General features: G+C 41.3%; 19 protein-coding genes. 15 read left to right on the plus strand and 4 right to left on the minus strand.

What is annotated here, in order from left to right:
* The 3 genes from ACWIUE_RS10765 to ACWIUE_RS10775 form a co-directional block, all read right to left on the minus strand.
* On the minus strand, window positions 1–1,308 hold a 1,308-nt coding region (locus tag ACWIUE_RS10765; protein ID WP_454136765.1), incomplete at its 3' end, for a hypothetical protein.
* 28 nt (window positions 1,309–1,336) lie between these two features.
* Window positions 1,337–1,486, minus strand: coding sequence for a hypothetical protein (locus tag ACWIUE_RS10770; RefSeq protein ID WP_454136766.1), 150 nt, complete (start codon window positions 1,484–1,486; stop codon window positions 1,337–1,339).
* A 9-nt stretch (window positions 1,487–1,495) separates the two neighbouring features.
* On the minus strand, window positions 1,496–2,902 hold the full coding sequence (locus tag ACWIUE_RS10775; RefSeq protein WP_454136767.1) for a cation:dicarboxylate symporter family transporter: 1,407 nt from the start codon (window positions 2,900–2,902) through the stop codon (window positions 1,496–1,498).
* A 130-nt stretch (window positions 2,903–3,032) separates the two neighbouring features.
* Between ACWIUE_RS10775 and ACWIUE_RS10780 the strand changes: the two genes are divergently transcribed.
* The 9 genes from ACWIUE_RS10780 to ACWIUE_RS10820 all read left to right on the plus strand — a co-directional run bounded on the left by ACWIUE_RS10780 (window position 3,033) and on the right by ACWIUE_RS10820 (window position 10,545).
* A complete protein-coding gene (locus ACWIUE_RS10780; RefSeq protein WP_454136768.1) occupies window positions 3,033–4,001 on the plus strand; it encodes a hypothetical protein in 969 nt (322 codons plus the stop codon).
* Window positions 4,002–4,050: 49 nt separating this feature from the next.
* Window positions 4,051–5,010, plus strand: a complete 960-nt coding sequence (locus ACWIUE_RS10785) for a KpsF/GutQ family sugar-phosphate isomerase (RefSeq protein WP_454136769.1) — start codon at window positions 4,051–4,053, stop codon at window positions 5,008–5,010.
* A 20-nt stretch (window positions 5,011–5,030) separates the two neighbouring features.
* On the plus strand, window positions 5,031–5,216 hold the full coding sequence (locus ACWIUE_RS10790; protein ID WP_454136770.1) for a hypothetical protein: 186 nt from the start codon (window positions 5,031–5,033) through the stop codon (window positions 5,214–5,216).
* Between the two features lie 80 nt (window positions 5,217–5,296).
* Window positions 5,297–6,520: a CDP-glucose 4,6-dehydratase gene (rfbG, locus tag ACWIUE_RS10795; protein ID WP_454136771.1), complete on the plus strand. Its 1,224-nt coding sequence runs from the start codon at window positions 5,297–5,299 to the stop codon at window positions 6,518–6,520.
* A complete protein-coding gene (locus ACWIUE_RS10800) occupies window positions 6,520–7,626 on the plus strand; it encodes a radical SAM protein (RefSeq protein WP_454136772.1) in 1,107 nt (368 codons plus the stop codon). Before rfbG ends, ACWIUE_RS10800 begins: the two co-directional genes overlap by 1 nt.
* Complete coding sequence (locus tag ACWIUE_RS10805) at window positions 7,616–8,026, plus strand: hypothetical protein (RefSeq protein WP_454136773.1); 411 nt, start codon at window positions 7,616–7,618, stop codon at window positions 8,024–8,026. The genes ACWIUE_RS10800 and ACWIUE_RS10805 overlap by 11 nt, the downstream gene beginning before the upstream one ends.
* Window positions 8,026–9,081, plus strand: coding sequence for an NAD-dependent epimerase/dehydratase family protein (locus tag ACWIUE_RS10810; protein ID WP_454136774.1), 1,056 nt, complete (start codon window positions 8,026–8,028; stop codon window positions 9,079–9,081). The genes ACWIUE_RS10805 and ACWIUE_RS10810 overlap by 1 nt, the downstream gene beginning before the upstream one ends.
* A complete protein-coding gene (locus tag ACWIUE_RS10815) occupies window positions 9,078–10,313 on the plus strand; it encodes a UDP-glucose dehydrogenase family protein (protein WP_454136775.1) in 1,236 nt (411 codons plus the stop codon). The genes ACWIUE_RS10810 and ACWIUE_RS10815 overlap by 4 nt, the downstream gene beginning before the upstream one ends.
* On the plus strand, window positions 10,306–10,545 hold the full coding sequence (locus ACWIUE_RS10820; RefSeq protein ID WP_454136776.1) for a hypothetical protein: 240 nt from the start codon (window positions 10,306–10,308) through the stop codon (window positions 10,543–10,545). The genes ACWIUE_RS10815 and ACWIUE_RS10820 overlap by 8 nt, the downstream gene beginning before the upstream one ends.
* Here the strand turns inward: ACWIUE_RS10820 and pflA are convergent.
* Window positions 10,471–11,211, minus strand: coding sequence for a pyruvate formate-lyase-activating protein (pflA, locus tag ACWIUE_RS10825; protein WP_454136777.1), 741 nt, complete (start codon window positions 11,209–11,211; stop codon window positions 10,471–10,473). The genes ACWIUE_RS10820 and pflA overlap by 75 nt on opposite strands.
* 101 nt (window positions 11,212–11,312) lie before the next feature.
* Between pflA and minD the strand changes: the two genes are divergently transcribed.
* The 6 genes from minD to ruvX are packed head-to-tail and all read left to right on the plus strand — an operon-like array spanning window position 11,313 to window position 17,389.
* Window positions 11,313–12,116 carry a septum site-determining protein MinD gene (gene minD, locus ACWIUE_RS10830; protein WP_454136778.1) on the plus strand — a complete coding sequence of 268 codons (804 nt, stop codon included), beginning with the start codon at window positions 11,313–11,315 and terminating at the stop codon, window positions 12,114–12,116.
* Window positions 12,113–12,349, plus strand: a complete 237-nt coding sequence (gene minE / locus ACWIUE_RS10835; RefSeq protein WP_454136779.1) for a cell division topological specificity factor MinE — start codon at window positions 12,113–12,115, stop codon at window positions 12,347–12,349. Before minD ends, minE begins: the two co-directional genes overlap by 4 nt.
* 9 nt (window positions 12,350–12,358) lie before the next feature.
* Window positions 12,359–14,095 carry a divergent polysaccharide deacetylase family protein gene (locus ACWIUE_RS10840; protein ID WP_454136780.1) on the plus strand — a complete coding sequence of 579 codons (1,737 nt, stop codon included), beginning with the start codon at window positions 12,359–12,361 and terminating at the stop codon, window positions 14,093–14,095.
* The gene (locus ACWIUE_RS10845) at window positions 14,092–16,182 is read left to right on the plus strand and encodes a hypothetical protein (RefSeq protein ID WP_454136781.1); all 2,091 of its coding nucleotides are present in this window, start codon (window positions 14,092–14,094) and stop codon (window positions 16,180–16,182) included. The genes ACWIUE_RS10840 and ACWIUE_RS10845 overlap by 4 nt, the downstream gene beginning before the upstream one ends.
* Window positions 16,179–17,015, plus strand: a complete 837-nt coding sequence (gene dprA, locus ACWIUE_RS10850; RefSeq protein ID WP_454136782.1) for a DNA-processing protein DprA — start codon at window positions 16,179–16,181, stop codon at window positions 17,013–17,015. Before ACWIUE_RS10845 ends, dprA begins: the two co-directional genes overlap by 4 nt.
* Window positions 17,012–17,389, plus strand: a complete 378-nt coding sequence (ruvX, locus tag ACWIUE_RS10855) for a Holliday junction resolvase RuvX (RefSeq protein WP_454136783.1) — start codon at window positions 17,012–17,014, stop codon at window positions 17,387–17,389. The genes dprA and ruvX overlap by 4 nt, the downstream gene beginning before the upstream one ends.
* Window positions 17,390–17,481: the final 92 nt, after the last annotated feature.

Raw genomic sequence — 17,481 nt, forward strand, 5'->3', positions numbered from 1 at the left:
TATGAAACCATAATCAAATCCCGATAGTGCGTAGTTTCCTGCTTTGGCGAAAGAGTTGTGATTTACGAATGGCGTGAAAATGAAATGATAGTTTTTTGCAGAATCTGCGGTGGATTCTGCGATTTTGGGGCGATTCGCAGAATCTGCGGGATTTGAAGTGCGTAAAGTGCGCGAGATTCTGCGATTTTTTGCGTTAGATTCTGCGTTTTTATAGAAAAAGGTTTCGTTTTGTTTGAGATTTGCGTATTCGTTTGCGTTTGTGGATTGCCACGAATCTGCTAACGCAGAATCTCGCAATGACGGAAATTGTGCGTTAGATTCTGCGCCTCGCAATGACGAAACTTTTTTGATTCTGCGAATCGTGCGTTTTTGTGGGGTTTCACCCACCCCCTTAATCCCCCTCCGCAAGGGAGGGGGAAAATTATGATTGCGTGGATAAATTTGCGAGTTTAGCAACAAAGAAAAATTATTCATCGTGCGGAGATTTGCCCTAAAAGTCGCGCTAATCAAAGTATTTTGCGGTTTTGGAGTGATGATAAAATGCTTCCCACTTTGCGAGATTTCAAAAATGTCATCTTTCGCAGTCAAGCGCGAAATATCCACAGGTAGCTTATTTGTGCCACTTGTATCAACGACTAATTTTTCAAGCAAATATCCACTGCCAAACTCAAAATCCCCTCCAAAGTCCAAAATGATTTTTGAATTTTTATCCGCAAAACTAATATTCCCGCTATTATTCAAATCCACCACAAGGTGGGCGAAATCCTCTTGCATTTTCGTGTATTTTGTGAAAGCATTAAAAGCACTCGCCTTTTTCTCTATCATCAGCGCGTAATTTTTGATAAAAACGCTCCCTTTTGCGTGGATATTCTCCCCGCTAGAACCATTTGCCACGCGCCCAAAGTTATTTATCGTAAGTGTTGAATGAATATGCGACTTTATAATGCCTATTTCGCCGTAGTTTGTAATCTCGCTAACGCCACTTCCCTTAGGCACATAAAACGACATTTTGGAAGTATCGATAGTGCCATAATTCACAAAGTGCGTAATCTCGCCATTTTCTAAAAATTCAAATACTTGCTGATTTGAGGCAGTCACCATTATGCTAGCGTAGTTTAAAAACAAATCAATTTTTGCGCCAATTTTTATAAGTCCTGTGAAGTGTTTGTGGTTTGTGACTTCGCTTTGGGGCGATTTTATCTCGCAATTGCCGTTAGGGCAAAGGGTGGAGAGTTCAACGGCATTTAGATTCTGCGAAAAGATGATGAAAAATAGCGAAATTCGCAGAATCTGCAAATACTTTGTCATTGCGAACGAGCGAAGCGAGTGTGGCAATCTATGGTGTAAATTTGGATTGCCACGATTTGCTTCGCAAATCTCGCAATGACGAAAAATTCGCAGAATCTGCGATTTTATTAAAATCCCCCCCCCGTAAAAAAATAAAACCACCAAAAAATCGCACAAAAATATCTCTTATTTTTTCCATAAGCACCCTTCACAGCACCTTAAATTCATCAGGATGGTCTAGCGCATATTTAAACTTCTCCATATCCACGCGCCTATCCCAAATGCTTACCATCACGCACGCCACGACATTTCCGCAGAGATTACCCACGCTTCGCATTTCGCTTAAAAATTTATCGATACCCAAAATCGCAGCCACCGTTACAGCGGGGATTAAATGCGAGCCATCGCCCATCGTTAGCGCAGATAGCGTCCCGGCTAACACGATAAATCCGCTTCCCGTCACGCCCACCGCGCCTTTGGAGCTTATCATCAAAATGATGATTAGCGTGATAGTCTGCTCGATGGTGATGGGTATGTCAAATGCCTGTGAGAGAAAAATCACGGCGAGACTTAAATAGATATTTGTCGCGTCCAAATTAAAGCTATATCCCACAGGCACGACTAATCCCACGCTTGCCTTTTGAATCCCCGCCTTTTCTAGCTTTCGCATAAGCGGGGCGAGTGCGGTTTCACTCGAACTCGTGGCAAAAACCACTAGCACTTCGCGATACACAAAGCGCATAAGTTTAAAAATATTGATTTTGCCAAGCAAACAGATTGCCCCAAGCACGATGAATATAAACACAAGCACCGCAACCGCCATCGTGAGTAAAAGTTGCGCCATCCCGCCGATGGAGGCAAATCCAAACTTTGCGATTAAAAACGCCATCGCCCCAAATGTCGCTAGTGGCGAATACCAAATAAGAATCGTTAGCACTTTGAAAAATGTCTCTTGCATAGATTCAAGGTATTTTAACGCCTTGTCCTTAAACGCGGGACTTGTGAAGCTTAACACAATCGCAATGCAAAGTGCCATCACAAGCACTTGCAAAATCCGCCCCTCCACAAATGGCGTAATCGGGTCGTGCGGGATAGCGGACTTTAAAATATGCAAAATCTCGCCACTTGCCGTGTGTGGCATCGAATCGCCCTGCGCGATATATCCCGCCACATCACCTGAATCTAGCGATTCGACTTTTAGGTGCATTCCGTGTCCGGGTTTGATGATTTCGCCAAAAACTACGCCGATAACTAGCGCAAGGGTGCTAACCACCTCAAAATAAATCAGCGTTTTTAACCCAAGCGAACCAAGCGTCTTTAAGTCCTCTAACCGCACAATACCCGTGATAATCGTCAAAAATATGATGGGTCCCATCAAAAGTTTCAGCCCCTTGATAAATGGGTCAATCGTGTATGCCTTGCTCTCCACGCTAAAATTATAAAAAAACGCGATTATTGCGCTGTTATCGGTAGATTCTGCATTATAAAAACTCCCCACACTGCCAAATACCACACCCAAAAATAATCCCACAAATACCCAAAATACGAGTGATTTTGCGATGAGATTTTTATCGACTTGCTTTTGCTTGTAGGTTTCGTTATCCTTTGTTAGCATTTCGCTCCCTTATTTTTTGTTGATTGTTGTTAGTTGTGCCAAATTATAGCGAAAATGAAAATCTTTGTGCTAAAATGGCGGACTTATTTTGCATAAAGGTTACAGAATGTTTAAGAAATTAAAAAGAAAAATGATAAATCTTCTTAGCGAAACAGAAATTTCGCAGAATCTACGAAATGTCCTTGCTTACAATGTTTTACGCGATTTAAATGTGGCTCATAAAGATGAATTGCTGATGGCATTTTATCCTAAAAATGGTGGAAAAGTAGGCGTAACAAGTGATTTTGCCACGATGAAACGTTATCTAAACGCCACTCGCCCCGTGCGCTCAAATCTTATATCGCAGAATCTAGTGCGCGTGGGTGGGGCGAATGATGGCGGATACATTATGATAAATCCAAAAATTGACTTGCTTAAATCTATGCAAGATTCATCACATAATTCCCCCCCCCCGTATTTGTTAGATAATCCACCACAAATAAATTTTTCGCAAAATCCACCTTTTGCCCTCTCACTTGGCGTTTCGCCTTATTCGCCGTGGGATTTGGATATGGCAAATTTTGGTTACAAAGTGTTGCAATATGACGCAAGTATCGACAAAGCCCCGTATAATCACCCAAATATCACATTTTATAAGAAATTTGTGGGCGCAAAAGATGCCCGCGATACGATTAGCTTTGAAAATCTTTTGGCGCAACACGATTTTAACCCAAATGCGTGTAATGTCCTGCAATGCGACATTGAGGACTGCGAATGGGAGATTTTAGAAAATATCGATTTGGCAAAAATCGCGCAGTATTTTCCGCAGGTGCTTTTTGAGTTTCATAAATGCTACTTGGATAACACGCCTTTTGCGGAGCGAAGGTTAGCGGTTTTGGAGCGATTGAAAGCGCATTATACGCCCATTCACACGCATTTTAATTGCTATGGTGCGGTGTATTATGTAAATGGATATTTTTGGGGCGTGGTGATTGAGGTGAGCTATTTGCGCAATGATTTGGTGGATAAAGGCGCAAAAAAGATTGCTGGTGTGGGAAATTTATATTTAGATTCGCCAAATGCGATGGGTTACCCTGATATTCCTGTGATTTTTCCATAGATTCTGCCTAAAATCCTGCTAAAATTTCAGCAAAAATTTGGAGTAAAATATGGATTTTGTAGCGATTGCAAGGGAAGTTTTGGAAATTGAAAGCGAGGCGATTTTAAATGCGAAAAGTCGCCTAAACGCAGAATCTCTCTCAAAAATCATCGATTTTATCTATCACTCAAATCGCCTAATCGTGCTTGGCGTAGGGAAAAGCGGACTTGTCGGCGCGAAAATCTCCGCCACGCTGTCAAGCACGGGGACGCCAAGCGTTTTCATCCACCCCACAGAGGCGATGCACGGGGATTTGGGCGGGATTTGCGAGAATGATGCGATTTTGGCGATTAGTTACAGCGGGGAGAGCGATGAGATAATCGCGCTAATGCCCCACCTGCGCCGACTTTCAAAGGGTATCATCACAATGACAAAGCACGAAAACACTTCTATTTCCGCGCAGGGCGACTTTTTCATCGATATTAGCGTGGAAAAAGAGGCGTGTCCGCTAAATATCGCCCCGACAGCTTCTACGACTTTGGCGTTGGCACTTGGCGATGTGCTCGCGGTGTGCCTAATGAAAAGGCGAAATTTTAGCAAGGAAAACTTTGCAAACTTCCATCCCGGCGGGAGTTTGGGGCGGAGACTATTTGTCAAAATCGCTAGTTTAATGCAGCGCGAAAATCTCCCCATAATCACCGCACACACAACGCTAAAAGACGCAATCATCGCAATGACGCAGGGCAAACTCGGCAATGTGCTGATTTTGGATGATGACAAACTCTGCGCGGTGCTTAGCGATGGGGACTTGCGAAGGGCGATGATGCGAGGCGATTTTAGCTTGGATGCGCTAGCGATAAACTTTGCAAATAAAAATCCAAAGGTGTGCGATGATGCGCAAATGCTCGCGTATGACGCTCTGCGCGTGATTGAGGGGGCGAAAATCCAAATGCTCGTGGTGGTGGATGGGGAAATGAGGGTGCAAGGCGTGGTGCATATTCACAAACTCATCGAGGCGGGGATAAATTAAGGTTTTGCGGGGGCAAAATCGTGGCAATCTATAATCAGATTCTGCGAATTTGGATTGCCACACTCGCTTCACTAGTTCGCAATGACGAAGTGGGGGTAGATTCTGCGAATCGCAGAATCTCGCACGAAAATTTTACAAAATCGCAGAATCTACGAATTAAATTGCCACTTGCATTTGCAAATCTCACAATTATGAAATTAGCGTAGATTCTGCGTTAAAATTTTACATTTAAGTTATCATTAAATTTTTTTTTATAAAATACGCAATTTTTAATTTTAGGGTCAAAATGTTAGATATTTATCAAAAAAAGCGCGTTTTTATCACAGGACACACGGGATTTAAGGGTTCGTGGTTGAGTTTGTGGATGGAGAGTTTGGGGGCGAAAGTGTGCGGATATGCGCTTCCACCGCAGACAAAACCAAATCACTTTACCTTGCTTGGCGCGGAAAGTCGCTTCCGCACGATATTTGCAGATATTCAAAACAAAGAAACGCTCCAAAAATCGCTATTTGATTTTAATCCGCACATTATTTTTCATCTCGCCGCTCAACCGCTCGTAAGAGAGAGTTATAAAAATCCCATCGATACTTTTAGCACAAATGCGCTAGGGACGCTAAACATCCTTGAATGCGCTAGAAATCTCAAAGATTTATGCGCGATTGTAGTCATCACCACGGATAAAGTTTATGAAAATAAAGAGTGGATTTGGGGATATAGAGAGAATGATAGACTTGGCGGATATGATGTTTATAGCGCAAGTAAGGCGTGTGCGGAGATTGTCACAAGTGCAATGCAAAAGAGTTTTTTTAATGTGAGCGATTTTAGGAAATCGCATAATTGTCTAATCGCCACTGCAAGGGCGGGAAATGTCATCGGCGGGGGAGATTTTAGCGTGGATAGAATTGTGCCAGATTTAATGCGTGGCGTGGAATCTAGCAGTGCAACAATCATCCGCAATCCAAACGCCACTCGCCCTTGGCAGTTTGTGTTAGAACCGCTTCGCGGATATTTGATGCTTGGGGAGAAACTTTTGCAAGGCGATGTGAGTTTTGCTACGAGTTTCAACTTTGCCCCACATATCGAGGCAAATATTAGCGTAAAGGCGTTTTTACACAAAGCACAAAAGATTTGGGATAAAATCGCCTTTAAAATCACAGAAGATTCTGCGAATCCTCACGAGGCAAACTTGCTAATGCTAGATTCTGCAAAAGCATTTCAAATGCTGGGATTTTCGTCACTTTATGATATTGATTGCGCGATAAATGAAAGCATTTCGTGGTATAAATCACATTATGAAAATGGCAAAATTTTAAGCGAGACGCAGTTAGAAAACTATCGCAACGCATTTAGTAAAATCGCAAATAGGGGGGGGGCAGAACATAAATTAAACTCCGCAAAATCTAACCAAATCGCAGAATCTGCCTTATTTTTCGCAGAATCTAATCAAAATACAGACACTTTTCACACTTTTTCTTACAAATCTACTTCAACTTCACAAAAGGCAGCATAATGAAAATTTTACGAGCAAAGACAAAGGAACTATTCCACAGCACGCTTACAAAAGAGCAAATGGCAAACTCCGCGCTAAATATCGCCGAGTTAGAATCTGGCGCATTGAAACTCAAAAGTTACCCACGCAGAATCGTTTTGGAGATGACAAGTGCGTGCAATATTAAGTGCATTTTTTGCGGGAGAGATGAGGCGGAATTCAACCAAACTTATTTAAAATTAGATGTGTTAGATAAGTTGCAAAAACCACTTGAAGTTTGCGAGGAAGTCACGCTATTTGGTTGGGGCGAACCTACGATAAATCCCAAATTTAGCGAGTTTTTACGGCGATTAAATGAGAGCAATGTGCGAAAATATTTCGTCACAAATGGAATGCGATTGGATAAATTTATCGATGATATTTTCACACATAAGGTTGATATTATCGCGGTGAGTTTGGATGGGGCAGATTCTGCGATAAATGACAAAATTCGCGTTGGGTCCAAGTTTAGCAAAATTACGCAAAATATCGCGCAAATCCAAGAGAAAAAGCGTGCTTTGGGTGTGGAATATCCGTATATGAATTTTGTCTTTGTCGCGATGGAGTCAAATATTAGAGAATTGCCAAAAATGGTGGAATTAGCAAAAAATCTAAATATGCAGGAAGTCAAAGTCGTATTTTTGAGTGCATTTAGCGCGGATATGCTAAGTGAAAGTCTTTATAATAAGCAAAATTTGGTGCGCGAGGCATTTAACGCTGCGATAGAAGTTGCCAAAAAATTAGATATAAAACTAAAACTGCCCTTTATTCAAGGCGAGGATATCGCTGGGGATAAGTATCATAAAGATTGTTTTGTGGGGTGGAGGGACTTTTTTATAGGGAGTGATGATAGCATTCGCCCTTGCCAAAGCACGAGTTTGAAACTAGGGAAATTTAGCGAATTTGCGGACTTTGAGAGTGCGTGGAATAGTGAGGCATTTCAAAATTTTAGGGCAAGAGTGAATGCAAATAATTGTGATTTAAGATTATTAAATGCTTCTTTAAAATCCCCCCCCCCCCGTTTGCAAATGCGACAGATTCTGCGCCAGATTCTGCGAAATCCGCAAGGTTGCAAAAATGCAGCGTAGAAATGCCCTTGCAATGCAAACTATGCTATCAAAGTTCGCACGCAAATTGGAACAGGAAGCAGAGTTTTGTGCAAGTGGGGGAAGCGTTTGCCCCAGAGTGGGAGAAAAAACGCTAGACAATTCGCTCAATTCGTCTTCGGGTGCATCTTTCGCACTTGTAAAAATTTTAGGGCGTTCGCAGACCGCTAGTCTAGTCTCACACCCTAAAATTTTTACAAATACAAAATCTCCACCGCAATTCGCAGAATTGAATAAAGAAACTTCGGCTTCGCCTTGTTTTGCGAGCGAAGCGAAGCAATCAATACTAGAATTGTTTTTAAATACAGATTCTGCGAATCTAGCAAAATTCGCAGAATCTGCCACATTTTACACATTCAATCTCACACAAAAGGTCGCATAATGGAAAATCACATTGTAAATAATGATTTGGAATATATTTTTCAAAATATCGATGGCAAAAAGTTTGACAACGCAACGATTTTAATCACGGGTTGCGCGGGGTTTTTGGGATTTTATTTTATGAAGTTTTTTGATAGGTTTGCAGGGGAGTTAAAAATCAAGCGCATTATTGGATTGGATAATTTTATGCTTCGGCGTCCTAAATGGATTGATGAGTTGAGCGATAAATGCGAGATTTTGCCATTTTGCATTATCAATGATGATATTAGCGATATTATGTCTGCGAAAAATGCGGATTTTATAATCCACGCAGCAAGTATCGCTTCGCCACCATTTTATCGAAAATTCCCCGTTGAGACGATGGATGCGAATATTTGGGGATTGCGAAATTTGCTTGAATTTTACAAAGATAAAAACATTAAGGGATTTTTGTTTTTTTCGAGCAGTGAAATCTATGGCGATGCTTTGAGCGTCCCCACAGATGAGGAATATCGCGGAAATGTATCTTGCATTGGCGCGCGTGCGTGCTATGATGAGGCAAAGCGATTTGGCGAGACGATGTGCTATGTATTTGCCAAAAAATATAATTTACCACTTACAATCGCGCGTCCATTTAATAATTATGGTCCGGGGATGAATGTGAATGATTTGCGTCTCCCGGCGGACTTTGCAAGGGCGATTTTGGAAAATAGGAATATTGAGATTTTGAGCGATGGGACGCCAAAGCGGACATTTTGCTATATTAGCGATGCGATTATCGGGTATTTAAAAGTGCTTTATTTTGGGGAATTTGAGTATTTTAACATTGGCATTGATGCACCAGAAATTAGCGTAGATGAACTAGCAAAGATTTATCAAAATATTGGCGCGGAAATATTTGATTACAAAGGCAAAGTTATTTTTGGCACTTCAAATGATAGCGAATATCTAGCGCACAATCCCGCTCGCAGATGCCCAAATATCGCAAAAGCACGAGCATTGCTAAATTACAATCCGCAGATTTTGGTAAATGATGGCGTACGTAGATTTCTATCGTTTTTAAAGGATTGCAGATGAAAATTGTAGTGTTTGGAATGGGATTTGTGGGATTGACGACTGCGGTGGGATTTGCGATAAAGCATTTGGGGGATAAAAATTACAAAGTTTGCGGATATGAGATTGATAAAAATAAAGTTGAAATGCTAAATAAAGGGCAAATTCCATTTTTTGAGGAAGGTTTGGAATACGGACTAAATGCCACGCTATCGCAGAATCTGCAAATTACAAATGATATAGATTCTGCGCTAGATTCTGCGAATGTCGTCTTTTTTTGCATTGGGACGCCGATGGGCGAGGATGGAAGCGCGAATTTGGACTTTATAAAATCTGCGATTTGTGAATGCGTCAAACGCAAGTCAAAGTTAGCAAAATCTGTGATTTTTGTTATCAAATCCACCGTTCCGCCTTGCAGTGTTTGCGAAGTTTTTATACAAATTAGCGGTGGCATTCCCATCGCGTCAAATCCCGAATTTTTGCGCGAGGGATTTGCATATAGCGATTTTTTAGAACCAGATAGAATTGTCATCGGAACAGATTCTGCTTCTATAAAAGAGATATTGAGCGAAATTTATGCGCCATTTAACGCACCTCTAATTTGGACAAACACAAACACCGCAGAATTTATCAAATATCTAAGCAACACCTGCCTTTCGACTTTGATTAGTTACAGCAATGAAATGAGCATCATCGCAGAAACTCTTGGCGATATCGACACAAAACTCGCATTTAGAACCTTGCATTTGGATAAGCGATTTTTTGGAAATCCTGCAAATATCATAAGTTATCTTTATCCCGGACTTGGATTTGGCGGATACTGCTTGCCAAAAGACACTTTGGCGTTAGCAAAAAAGGCAAATGACAAAGGGGCAAAGGCGGAGATTTTGGAAAAAGTGTTGCAAATAAATGGCGATATTGTGGATTTTTATGTGGAAAAAATTAGTAGCGAATGCGAGAAATGCGCCAAAATTGGCATTTTGGGATTGTCATTTAAACCAAATAGTGATGATTGCAGAGATAGTAAGTCGGCGATTTTGGCGCAAAAACTGCTAAATTGCGGATTTAAAAATATCTATGCTTTTGACCCGATGGCAAATGAGATTTTTCAAAAAACTTATAATTTGCCACTTTTGTATTGCGATAGTTTGGAGGAAGTCGCTGAAATGTGCGAAGTTTTGATAATCGCCACTGCGTGGAAGGATTTTTGCAATCTTAATGTGGATAAAAAAATCTATAATTTGAGATTTGTTTAGATTCGCAGAATCTAATGTAAAAAAACTTGCTATTTTTTTTCCAAAATCCGCCCTTTTCGCAGAATCTAATTTTAAAAAATCGCAGAATCCACCATTTTTTTTGCCAAATCCGCAGAATCTAAAATCCAAAACTCCGCCAAATTCGCAGAATCCCACCCTAAAACCCATACTCCGCCAAAATCGCCCTTGCGTGTTGCATTTCGCCCTCGCTTGGCGTTTGCAGGTTTTCTAATCTATATTCCAAATTCAACTTTTTGTATTTATATGCGCCTAATTGATGAAATGGGATTAGCTCCACGCGCTCCACGCACGAGTATCGCCTCGCTAGCGCGCCTAATTTATGCAGTTTGCCATCGCTCAAAGTCCATTTTGGCACACACACAAAGCGTATCCACACGCATTTCCCCACGCTCTCGCAAAAATCAAGCGTTTTTAGCGTGTTTTCATTGCTGTATTCTGTGAGTTTTATGCAGTCATCATTTTCTAATTCTTTGATATCCAAAAGTAGCATATTCGTGCGCTCAATGCACTTTTTGCTAAATTTCAAATCGATAAATCCATTCGTATCAATCGCGCTGTGAAGTCCAAGCGCATTTAGCGCACCTAGCAGTTCGTATAAAAACTCGTGCTGCAAGAGCGGTTCGCCCCCTGAAATCGTCACACCACCTTTTTTGTAGAATTTTTTATAACTCAAAATATTTTTCAAAATATTTTTCAAACTCACTTCCATTCCGCCATTTAAGTCCCACGAGTCGGGATTGTGGCAGTAGAGGCATCGCAAATGACACCCTTGCAAAAATAGCACAAAGCGAATGCCCGGTCCATCCACCGCGCCAAATGTTTCGATTGAATGCACTTTTGCCTTGATTTTGGGGCAGTTTTTGATGATTTCTTTCATTATTATTTCCTAAAATTTGCTAGATTCTGCGAAATTATACAAAATTGCGGACTGATTTTTGCTAGAATTTTGATTTAAAAATATTTTTCAAAGGCAATATCTTGGGACAGATTATCACCATAACTTCGGGCAAAGGTGGCGTTGGCAAAAGCACGGCGGTGGGCAATATCGCCGTTGGACTCGCAAACAAAGGCAAAAAAGTCGTGGCAATCGATTTTGACATAGGACTTCGCAATTTGGATATGATTTTGGGACTAGAAAATCGCATAGTCTTTGATGTCATCGATGTGATGGAGGGCAAATGCAACCTAAATCAGGCACTTATAAATGACAAAAAAGCAAAAAATCTTTTCTTTCTCCCCGCTTCGCAAAGCAAGGACAAAACGATTTTAGATAAAAATAAAGTCAAAAATTTGCTTGTGGATTTAAAGGGCAAGTTTGATTTTGTGCTAATTGACTCGCCTGCGGGGATTGAGGGCGGGTTTGAACACGCGATTTTCTGTGCGGATAGGGCGTTAATTGTCGTAAATCCCGAAGTGAGCTCGGTGCGGGACGCCGATAGGGTGATTGGCATAATTGACGCAAAGAGCGAGCTTGCAAAGGCGGGTAAAGAAGTGCAAAAGCACCTAATCATCAATCGAATCAAATATGATTTGGTGAAAAAAGGCGAGATGTTAGACAAAGATGATGTGCTAAATATCGTGGCAATCCCGCTGATTGGGCTAATTAGCGAAGATGAGAAGGTGGTAAGTGCCACAAACAAGGGCGAACCTGTGATTTACAATAAAAATTCAAAGTCCGCAAAGGCGTATAATAATATTTGTGAGCGCATTTTAGGCAATGAAGTGGCGTTTGAAGTTGAAAGCACGGGATTTTTATCAACGATAAAGGGGTTTTTTAAATGAGTTTTTTAGATAGAATTTTTGGGCGGGGCGATTCGGCAAAGATTGCTAAAAATCGCCTATCAATCGTCCTTGCCACCGAGCGCAGCACGAATCTGCCCTATATCAACGAAATGCGAAATGAAATCATCGAAGTCATCAAAAAATACACAGGCGCAGGCACGCAAAATATCCACTTTAAGACGGACTCAAATCAAAATATCAATATGTTAGAGATTGAAATCAAGCTAAATTAGGGCGTTTTGGTGCTTTTGCTTTTGTGGGGGATAATTTTTGCAAGTTTTTTAAGCGCGGATAATATCGTGCTTTTAAAAAATGTAGAAGGTGAAAAAATTTCAATCGCAGAATCTAGCGCAATTTCGCAGAATCTAAACGCAGAATCTACCCCCACGCCGTCATTGCGAGATTCGCAACGCGAATCGAAGCAATCCACAAAAAAATCAAATCCGTGCGAAGCACCCAAAACTCGCCCGCTTCGTGGTGCAAAAAATCGGATTCAAGGTTGCAGTAGTGCAACCGCCGATTTTTTGCTAGAAGCGGAAAAGCGAGGCACTCCCCCTAAAAGCGAAAAAGCGGCTGCTTTTTGGGGACACAATTTAATAGTCGGGGGGAGCGGGAGCGGGGTGCAGCCCTTTTTGCGAGAAAAAACAAGCGAATCTAATCTAAAAAACGGCGAAAATCTCGTAGATTCTGCGAATCAAATAAAAATAGATTGCCACGATTTGACTTCGTCAAATCTCGCAATGACAGAAAACAGCGCATTAGATTCTGCGAATCAAATAAAAAACGCAGAATCTAGTTTAAATTGTCATACTGAACGAAGCGAAGTATCTCAAAATAGAGATTTTTCGCCTACGGCTCAAAATGACAATTTTAATTTAGATTATTTAGATTGCCACGATTCTGCTTCGCAGAATCTCGCAATGACGGAGAGCAATATAGTTTCTACGATTCACACGCAAAGCGCAGAATCTACCCAAAAATCCACCAAAATCGCAGAATCCGCCGAATCAAAAATCAATCTCTTAGAGCAAAATGCAAAAAATTTCGAATCCTACACCACAAAATATTTCAAAAAACGCAACTATGAACGCCCCTTTTCATCCGAAGCGCAGGATTACAAAGACAGCATTTTGATTGAGCGAGATTTGGCGAAAGATTCAGCAAAAGATTCAGCAAACGATTCGGCGGATTTGACAAGCGATTCAGCGACAGATTCAGCAAAAGATTCAGCGGATTTGACGAAGCGCAAAAAACCAAAGATTTATAAAAAGATTTTAGAGTCGCCCAAACCAAAGATTGTAATTATCATCGATGACATCGCAAACACAAAGCAATTAGACGCCCTTAAAAGCGTGGGATTGAAGCTAACCCCATCGATTTTCCCGCTTAAAGATTCAAATGCCAAAATGCGCGCGGCACTTCAAAATTTAGACTTTTTTATGGTGCATTTGCCCCTTGAAGCACTCGCCTACAAGGATGAGATGGATACAATCACGCTAGATGACAGCAAAGAAAAAATCCAAGCAAAAATAGAGCAAATAAAGCGCACAATGCCAAATGCGAAGTATCTAAACAACCACACCGGCTCCAAATTCACCGCAAACAAGGACAAAATGACGCTTTTGCTTTCGTTGCTTGATTTGCATAATATCGCATTTGTCGATTCGCGCACCACGCCAAATACCGCGCTCCCCGCCATCGCGCAAGAGCAAAATCGCCTAATTTTGCAACGCGATATTTTCATCGATAATGCGCTAGATTCTGCGTCTTTGAGTGCGCAAATCAGCGAAGGCGTGAAAATCGCAAAGGCGCAAGGTTATGCGATTTTAATCGCCCATCCGCACAAAGAAACGCTAAATGCGCTAAAAGTCGCCAAAAACAGCATTTTAAAAGAAGTAGAAATCGTCTATTTAAACGAGCTAGATTCTGCGCTAAAAAGCGCAAAAATCACAAAATACACAACTTCGCTTTTTAAATGAAAAATATCAAAATCTTAAATCGCTTTGATTTAGGCAGTGCGCCACAAAGCATTGGCAAAATCCAAAACGGAGTAAGTGTCGTAACGCAAGATGGGGCGGCATTTTTGATTGAAAATGGCGCACTAAAAACGCAAATGACATTATCAGATTCAGCGTTGCATAAATTTGCCAAAGGCAATAGCGCAAATGCAAATTTCATCTGTGCATGTGCCGAAAATAGCGCAATCATCGCCAAAATCGCAGAATCTCGCATAAAAAAACACGCCAAAATCACTTCGCACACAAAGGCGATTAGCGCGTCAAGTTTTAGCGAAGATTCTGCGTTTTTTGCGAGTGGTGGGGAAGATGGGCGCATTTATATCTACACCACAAGCGATTTTAAAAAAATCCTATCCTTGCCCTACCGCCCAGACTACATTGCTTCGCTTAACTTTTCGCGCGATTCACGCTTTATTTTCGCGAGTTGCTTTGATAAAAGCAATGTGATTTTTGATTTAAAACGGGCAAAAATGGTTGCCATTTTTTACACAAATGAAGTCATCGAATGGGGCGAATTTTTCGAATCAAACGCAAAAGTTATGCTAATCTCGCGGGATTTTAAGTCCATCATTTATGATATTAGCGCAAGAGAAATCACTAGCAGCGCAAATCTTTTTAGCGCGTGGGCGAATGTATTTTGCATCGATGAAGTGGCAAAAATCGCCATCGTTGGGGCAAGAGACGGCGGGATATATTTGGTAAATACAAGCGACAATCGCGTCATTTTTTATTTGAGTGCTGAATCGCTTCTTGGCATTAGCGCGGTGTGCTTGCATTTGGGGTGCATATTTTTAGGCGGGATAAATGGCGAAGTTGTCATCATTAGCTACAAAGATGATGGAGCGTTTGAAAATGCGTGCAGGGCGAAAGATTACGCCCTTGCAAGTGAAATGTTAGAGAAAAATATCTTTCTTTCGCTTTTGCCCTGTGCGAAGGTGTTTGATGATGATTGGGATGGGATTTTAAAAGAAGCGATTTCGCTTTTGGGCGAAAATAAAATAGATTCAGCGATTGCACTCACAAACCCCTTCACAAAGCAGGATTTGGCGAAAAAAAGTGCCTTTGCGGTGTATTTGGATAAAAAAGATTCGGTGAAAAAATTTAAAGATTTGGTTGAAAAAAATGCCTTTGAAGAGGCGTATAATATGACTTTAAATGCGAAGTTTTTGCTGAAAACTTCATATTATGAAAGTTTGGAGGACGCGTGGCAAAGGGCATTTAATAGCGCACGAAAAATTTTAGAGGATAATCCAAATGACGCCATTTTAGCAAAGCGATATTTGGAGGCATTTTTGAAAACGCCCAAAAAAGACGCCGCAATGCAGCTTTTAAACAACTTGCATATTTTCGCCGAAGCGGATAGTTTTATTAAAGAGCAGGATTTTAAGGCGTATTTTGCGCTTGTGGGTAACTTTGCGTATTTGAAAGAGTGTGCGCTGTATAAAAAGGTGCTGGCACTTGGGGAGAACTTTTATGATAAACTTTTGGAGGCAAAAAAGGCGGATAATTATGCGGAGTTTGAGCGAATTTACGCATTTTTGCTGAACTTTTCGGCGTATAAAGATACGATTATTTCGCTAAATATTGCGGTTGCAAAAAAGAGAGAATTTTTAGAGTTGATTGCCAAAAATAGGCGAGTTGAAGTCTATAAACTCGCAAATGAATTTGAAGAATTGCAAAATCTAGCGGAGTTTAAGGATTTTAGCGCGGACTTTGAGGCGGTGGCGAAAAATGCGCTAGATTCAGCGCACAAGGGCGAATCAGAGAAGTTGGGCGCGATTTTTGGCGAGTATTTGAGAGTGCCATTTTGGGCGGAGCGGATTTGTGCGATTTATAAAATCGCGTATTTAGCGGAGTTTGACAAATATTTGGGGACGCAAAGTGCGATAAATTGGGAGCAAAGCGTGAAAAACTACATAAAGATTTTTGGCACAGATGATGAAATCGATGAGTTTTGCCAAAGGTGCGGAGTTAAGATTGATGGCGATTTGGTGCGAATGCCCTTTGCCTTTCAAAAGTCGCTAATTTCACGGGTGGCAAGCAAATGAGCGAAGTGAAAAAATTGGATTTATCGCTGAATCGTTGCGATTCGCAAGAAATTTCGTCAAATCTCGCGCAAAAATTCGCAAATCTCAAAAACCCGCCAAAAACACTTTTTTATAAAGGCGATTTGTCGCTTTTAGATTCGCTCAAAGTCGCCATTGTCGGCACTCGCACGCCAAATCCCTACACAAAATCACTCACCGCAAAACTCGCCCACGCCATCGCAAAACACGCTGTGGTGGTTAGTGGCGGTGCTTTTGGTGTCGATATTATCGCACACACGGGCGCAATGCCACGCACGATTATGATTTCGCCAAGTTCGCTTGATATCATCTATCCGCGCGAAAATGCCAAAATCATCGCCCAAATCGCAGAATCCGCGCTCATTTTAAGCGAATATGAGAGAGATTATATGCCACATCGTTTTAGTTTTTTGGAGCGAAATCGCCTTGTGGTGGCACTTAGCGACATTGTGATTTTGCCACAGGGCGATTTGAAAAGCGGGACGCATTCTAGCGCAAACTACGCACTGCGCTTGAATAAACCCATTTTTACAATCCCACATCGCTATAATGAAAGCACGCTCACAAATGCGCTTTTGGCGCAGGGCAAGGCAAGGGCGATTTATAATATCGATGATTTTATAAAAGAGATTTTTGGCGTAGAATCTAGCGCAGATTCAGCCAATAGCGCAGAATCTAGCGATGAAATTTTGGCATTTTGCGCGAAAAATCCCGCTTTTGAGGACGCACTTGCAAAGTTTGGAAATAAGATTTTGGAATATGAGTTCGATGGAAAGCTTGTGCGGGAGGGAAATAATATTGGAGTTGCGCAGTGATTGCGATTGACTTTGGATTGAAGCGCATTGGCGTGGCGTGGAAATGTGGCGAGTTGATTTTGCCACTTGGTGCGATAAAATTTCAAAGCGATTCACAGGTGGCGGGGGATTTACGCGCGATTTTAGCGCAAAAAAAGGCAAAGATTTTGGTTGTCGGAGAAGTCAAAGAAGAGTTAAGCGGTGCGCTAGAAGCGATTTTGGCGTTGGTAGCGTTTGAAGGCGAGATAAAATTTGTCGATGAAAATTTGAGCTCAGAAGAGGCACAAACGCACATAAACGGACGAAAGAAAAGCAAAAAACTCCGCAAAGACGGGACTTTGGATAGTTTATCGGCGATGATAATTTTGGAGCGATATTTAGCAGAAAAATGCTAAATTCGCAGAATCTAAACGCAAAATTTAAAAATATCAAATGGATTGCCACGATTTGCATTCGCAAATCTCGCAATGACAAAAATGGCGCACTA

It is taken from the genome of Helicobacter sp. 23-1045, assembly GCF_053654655.1.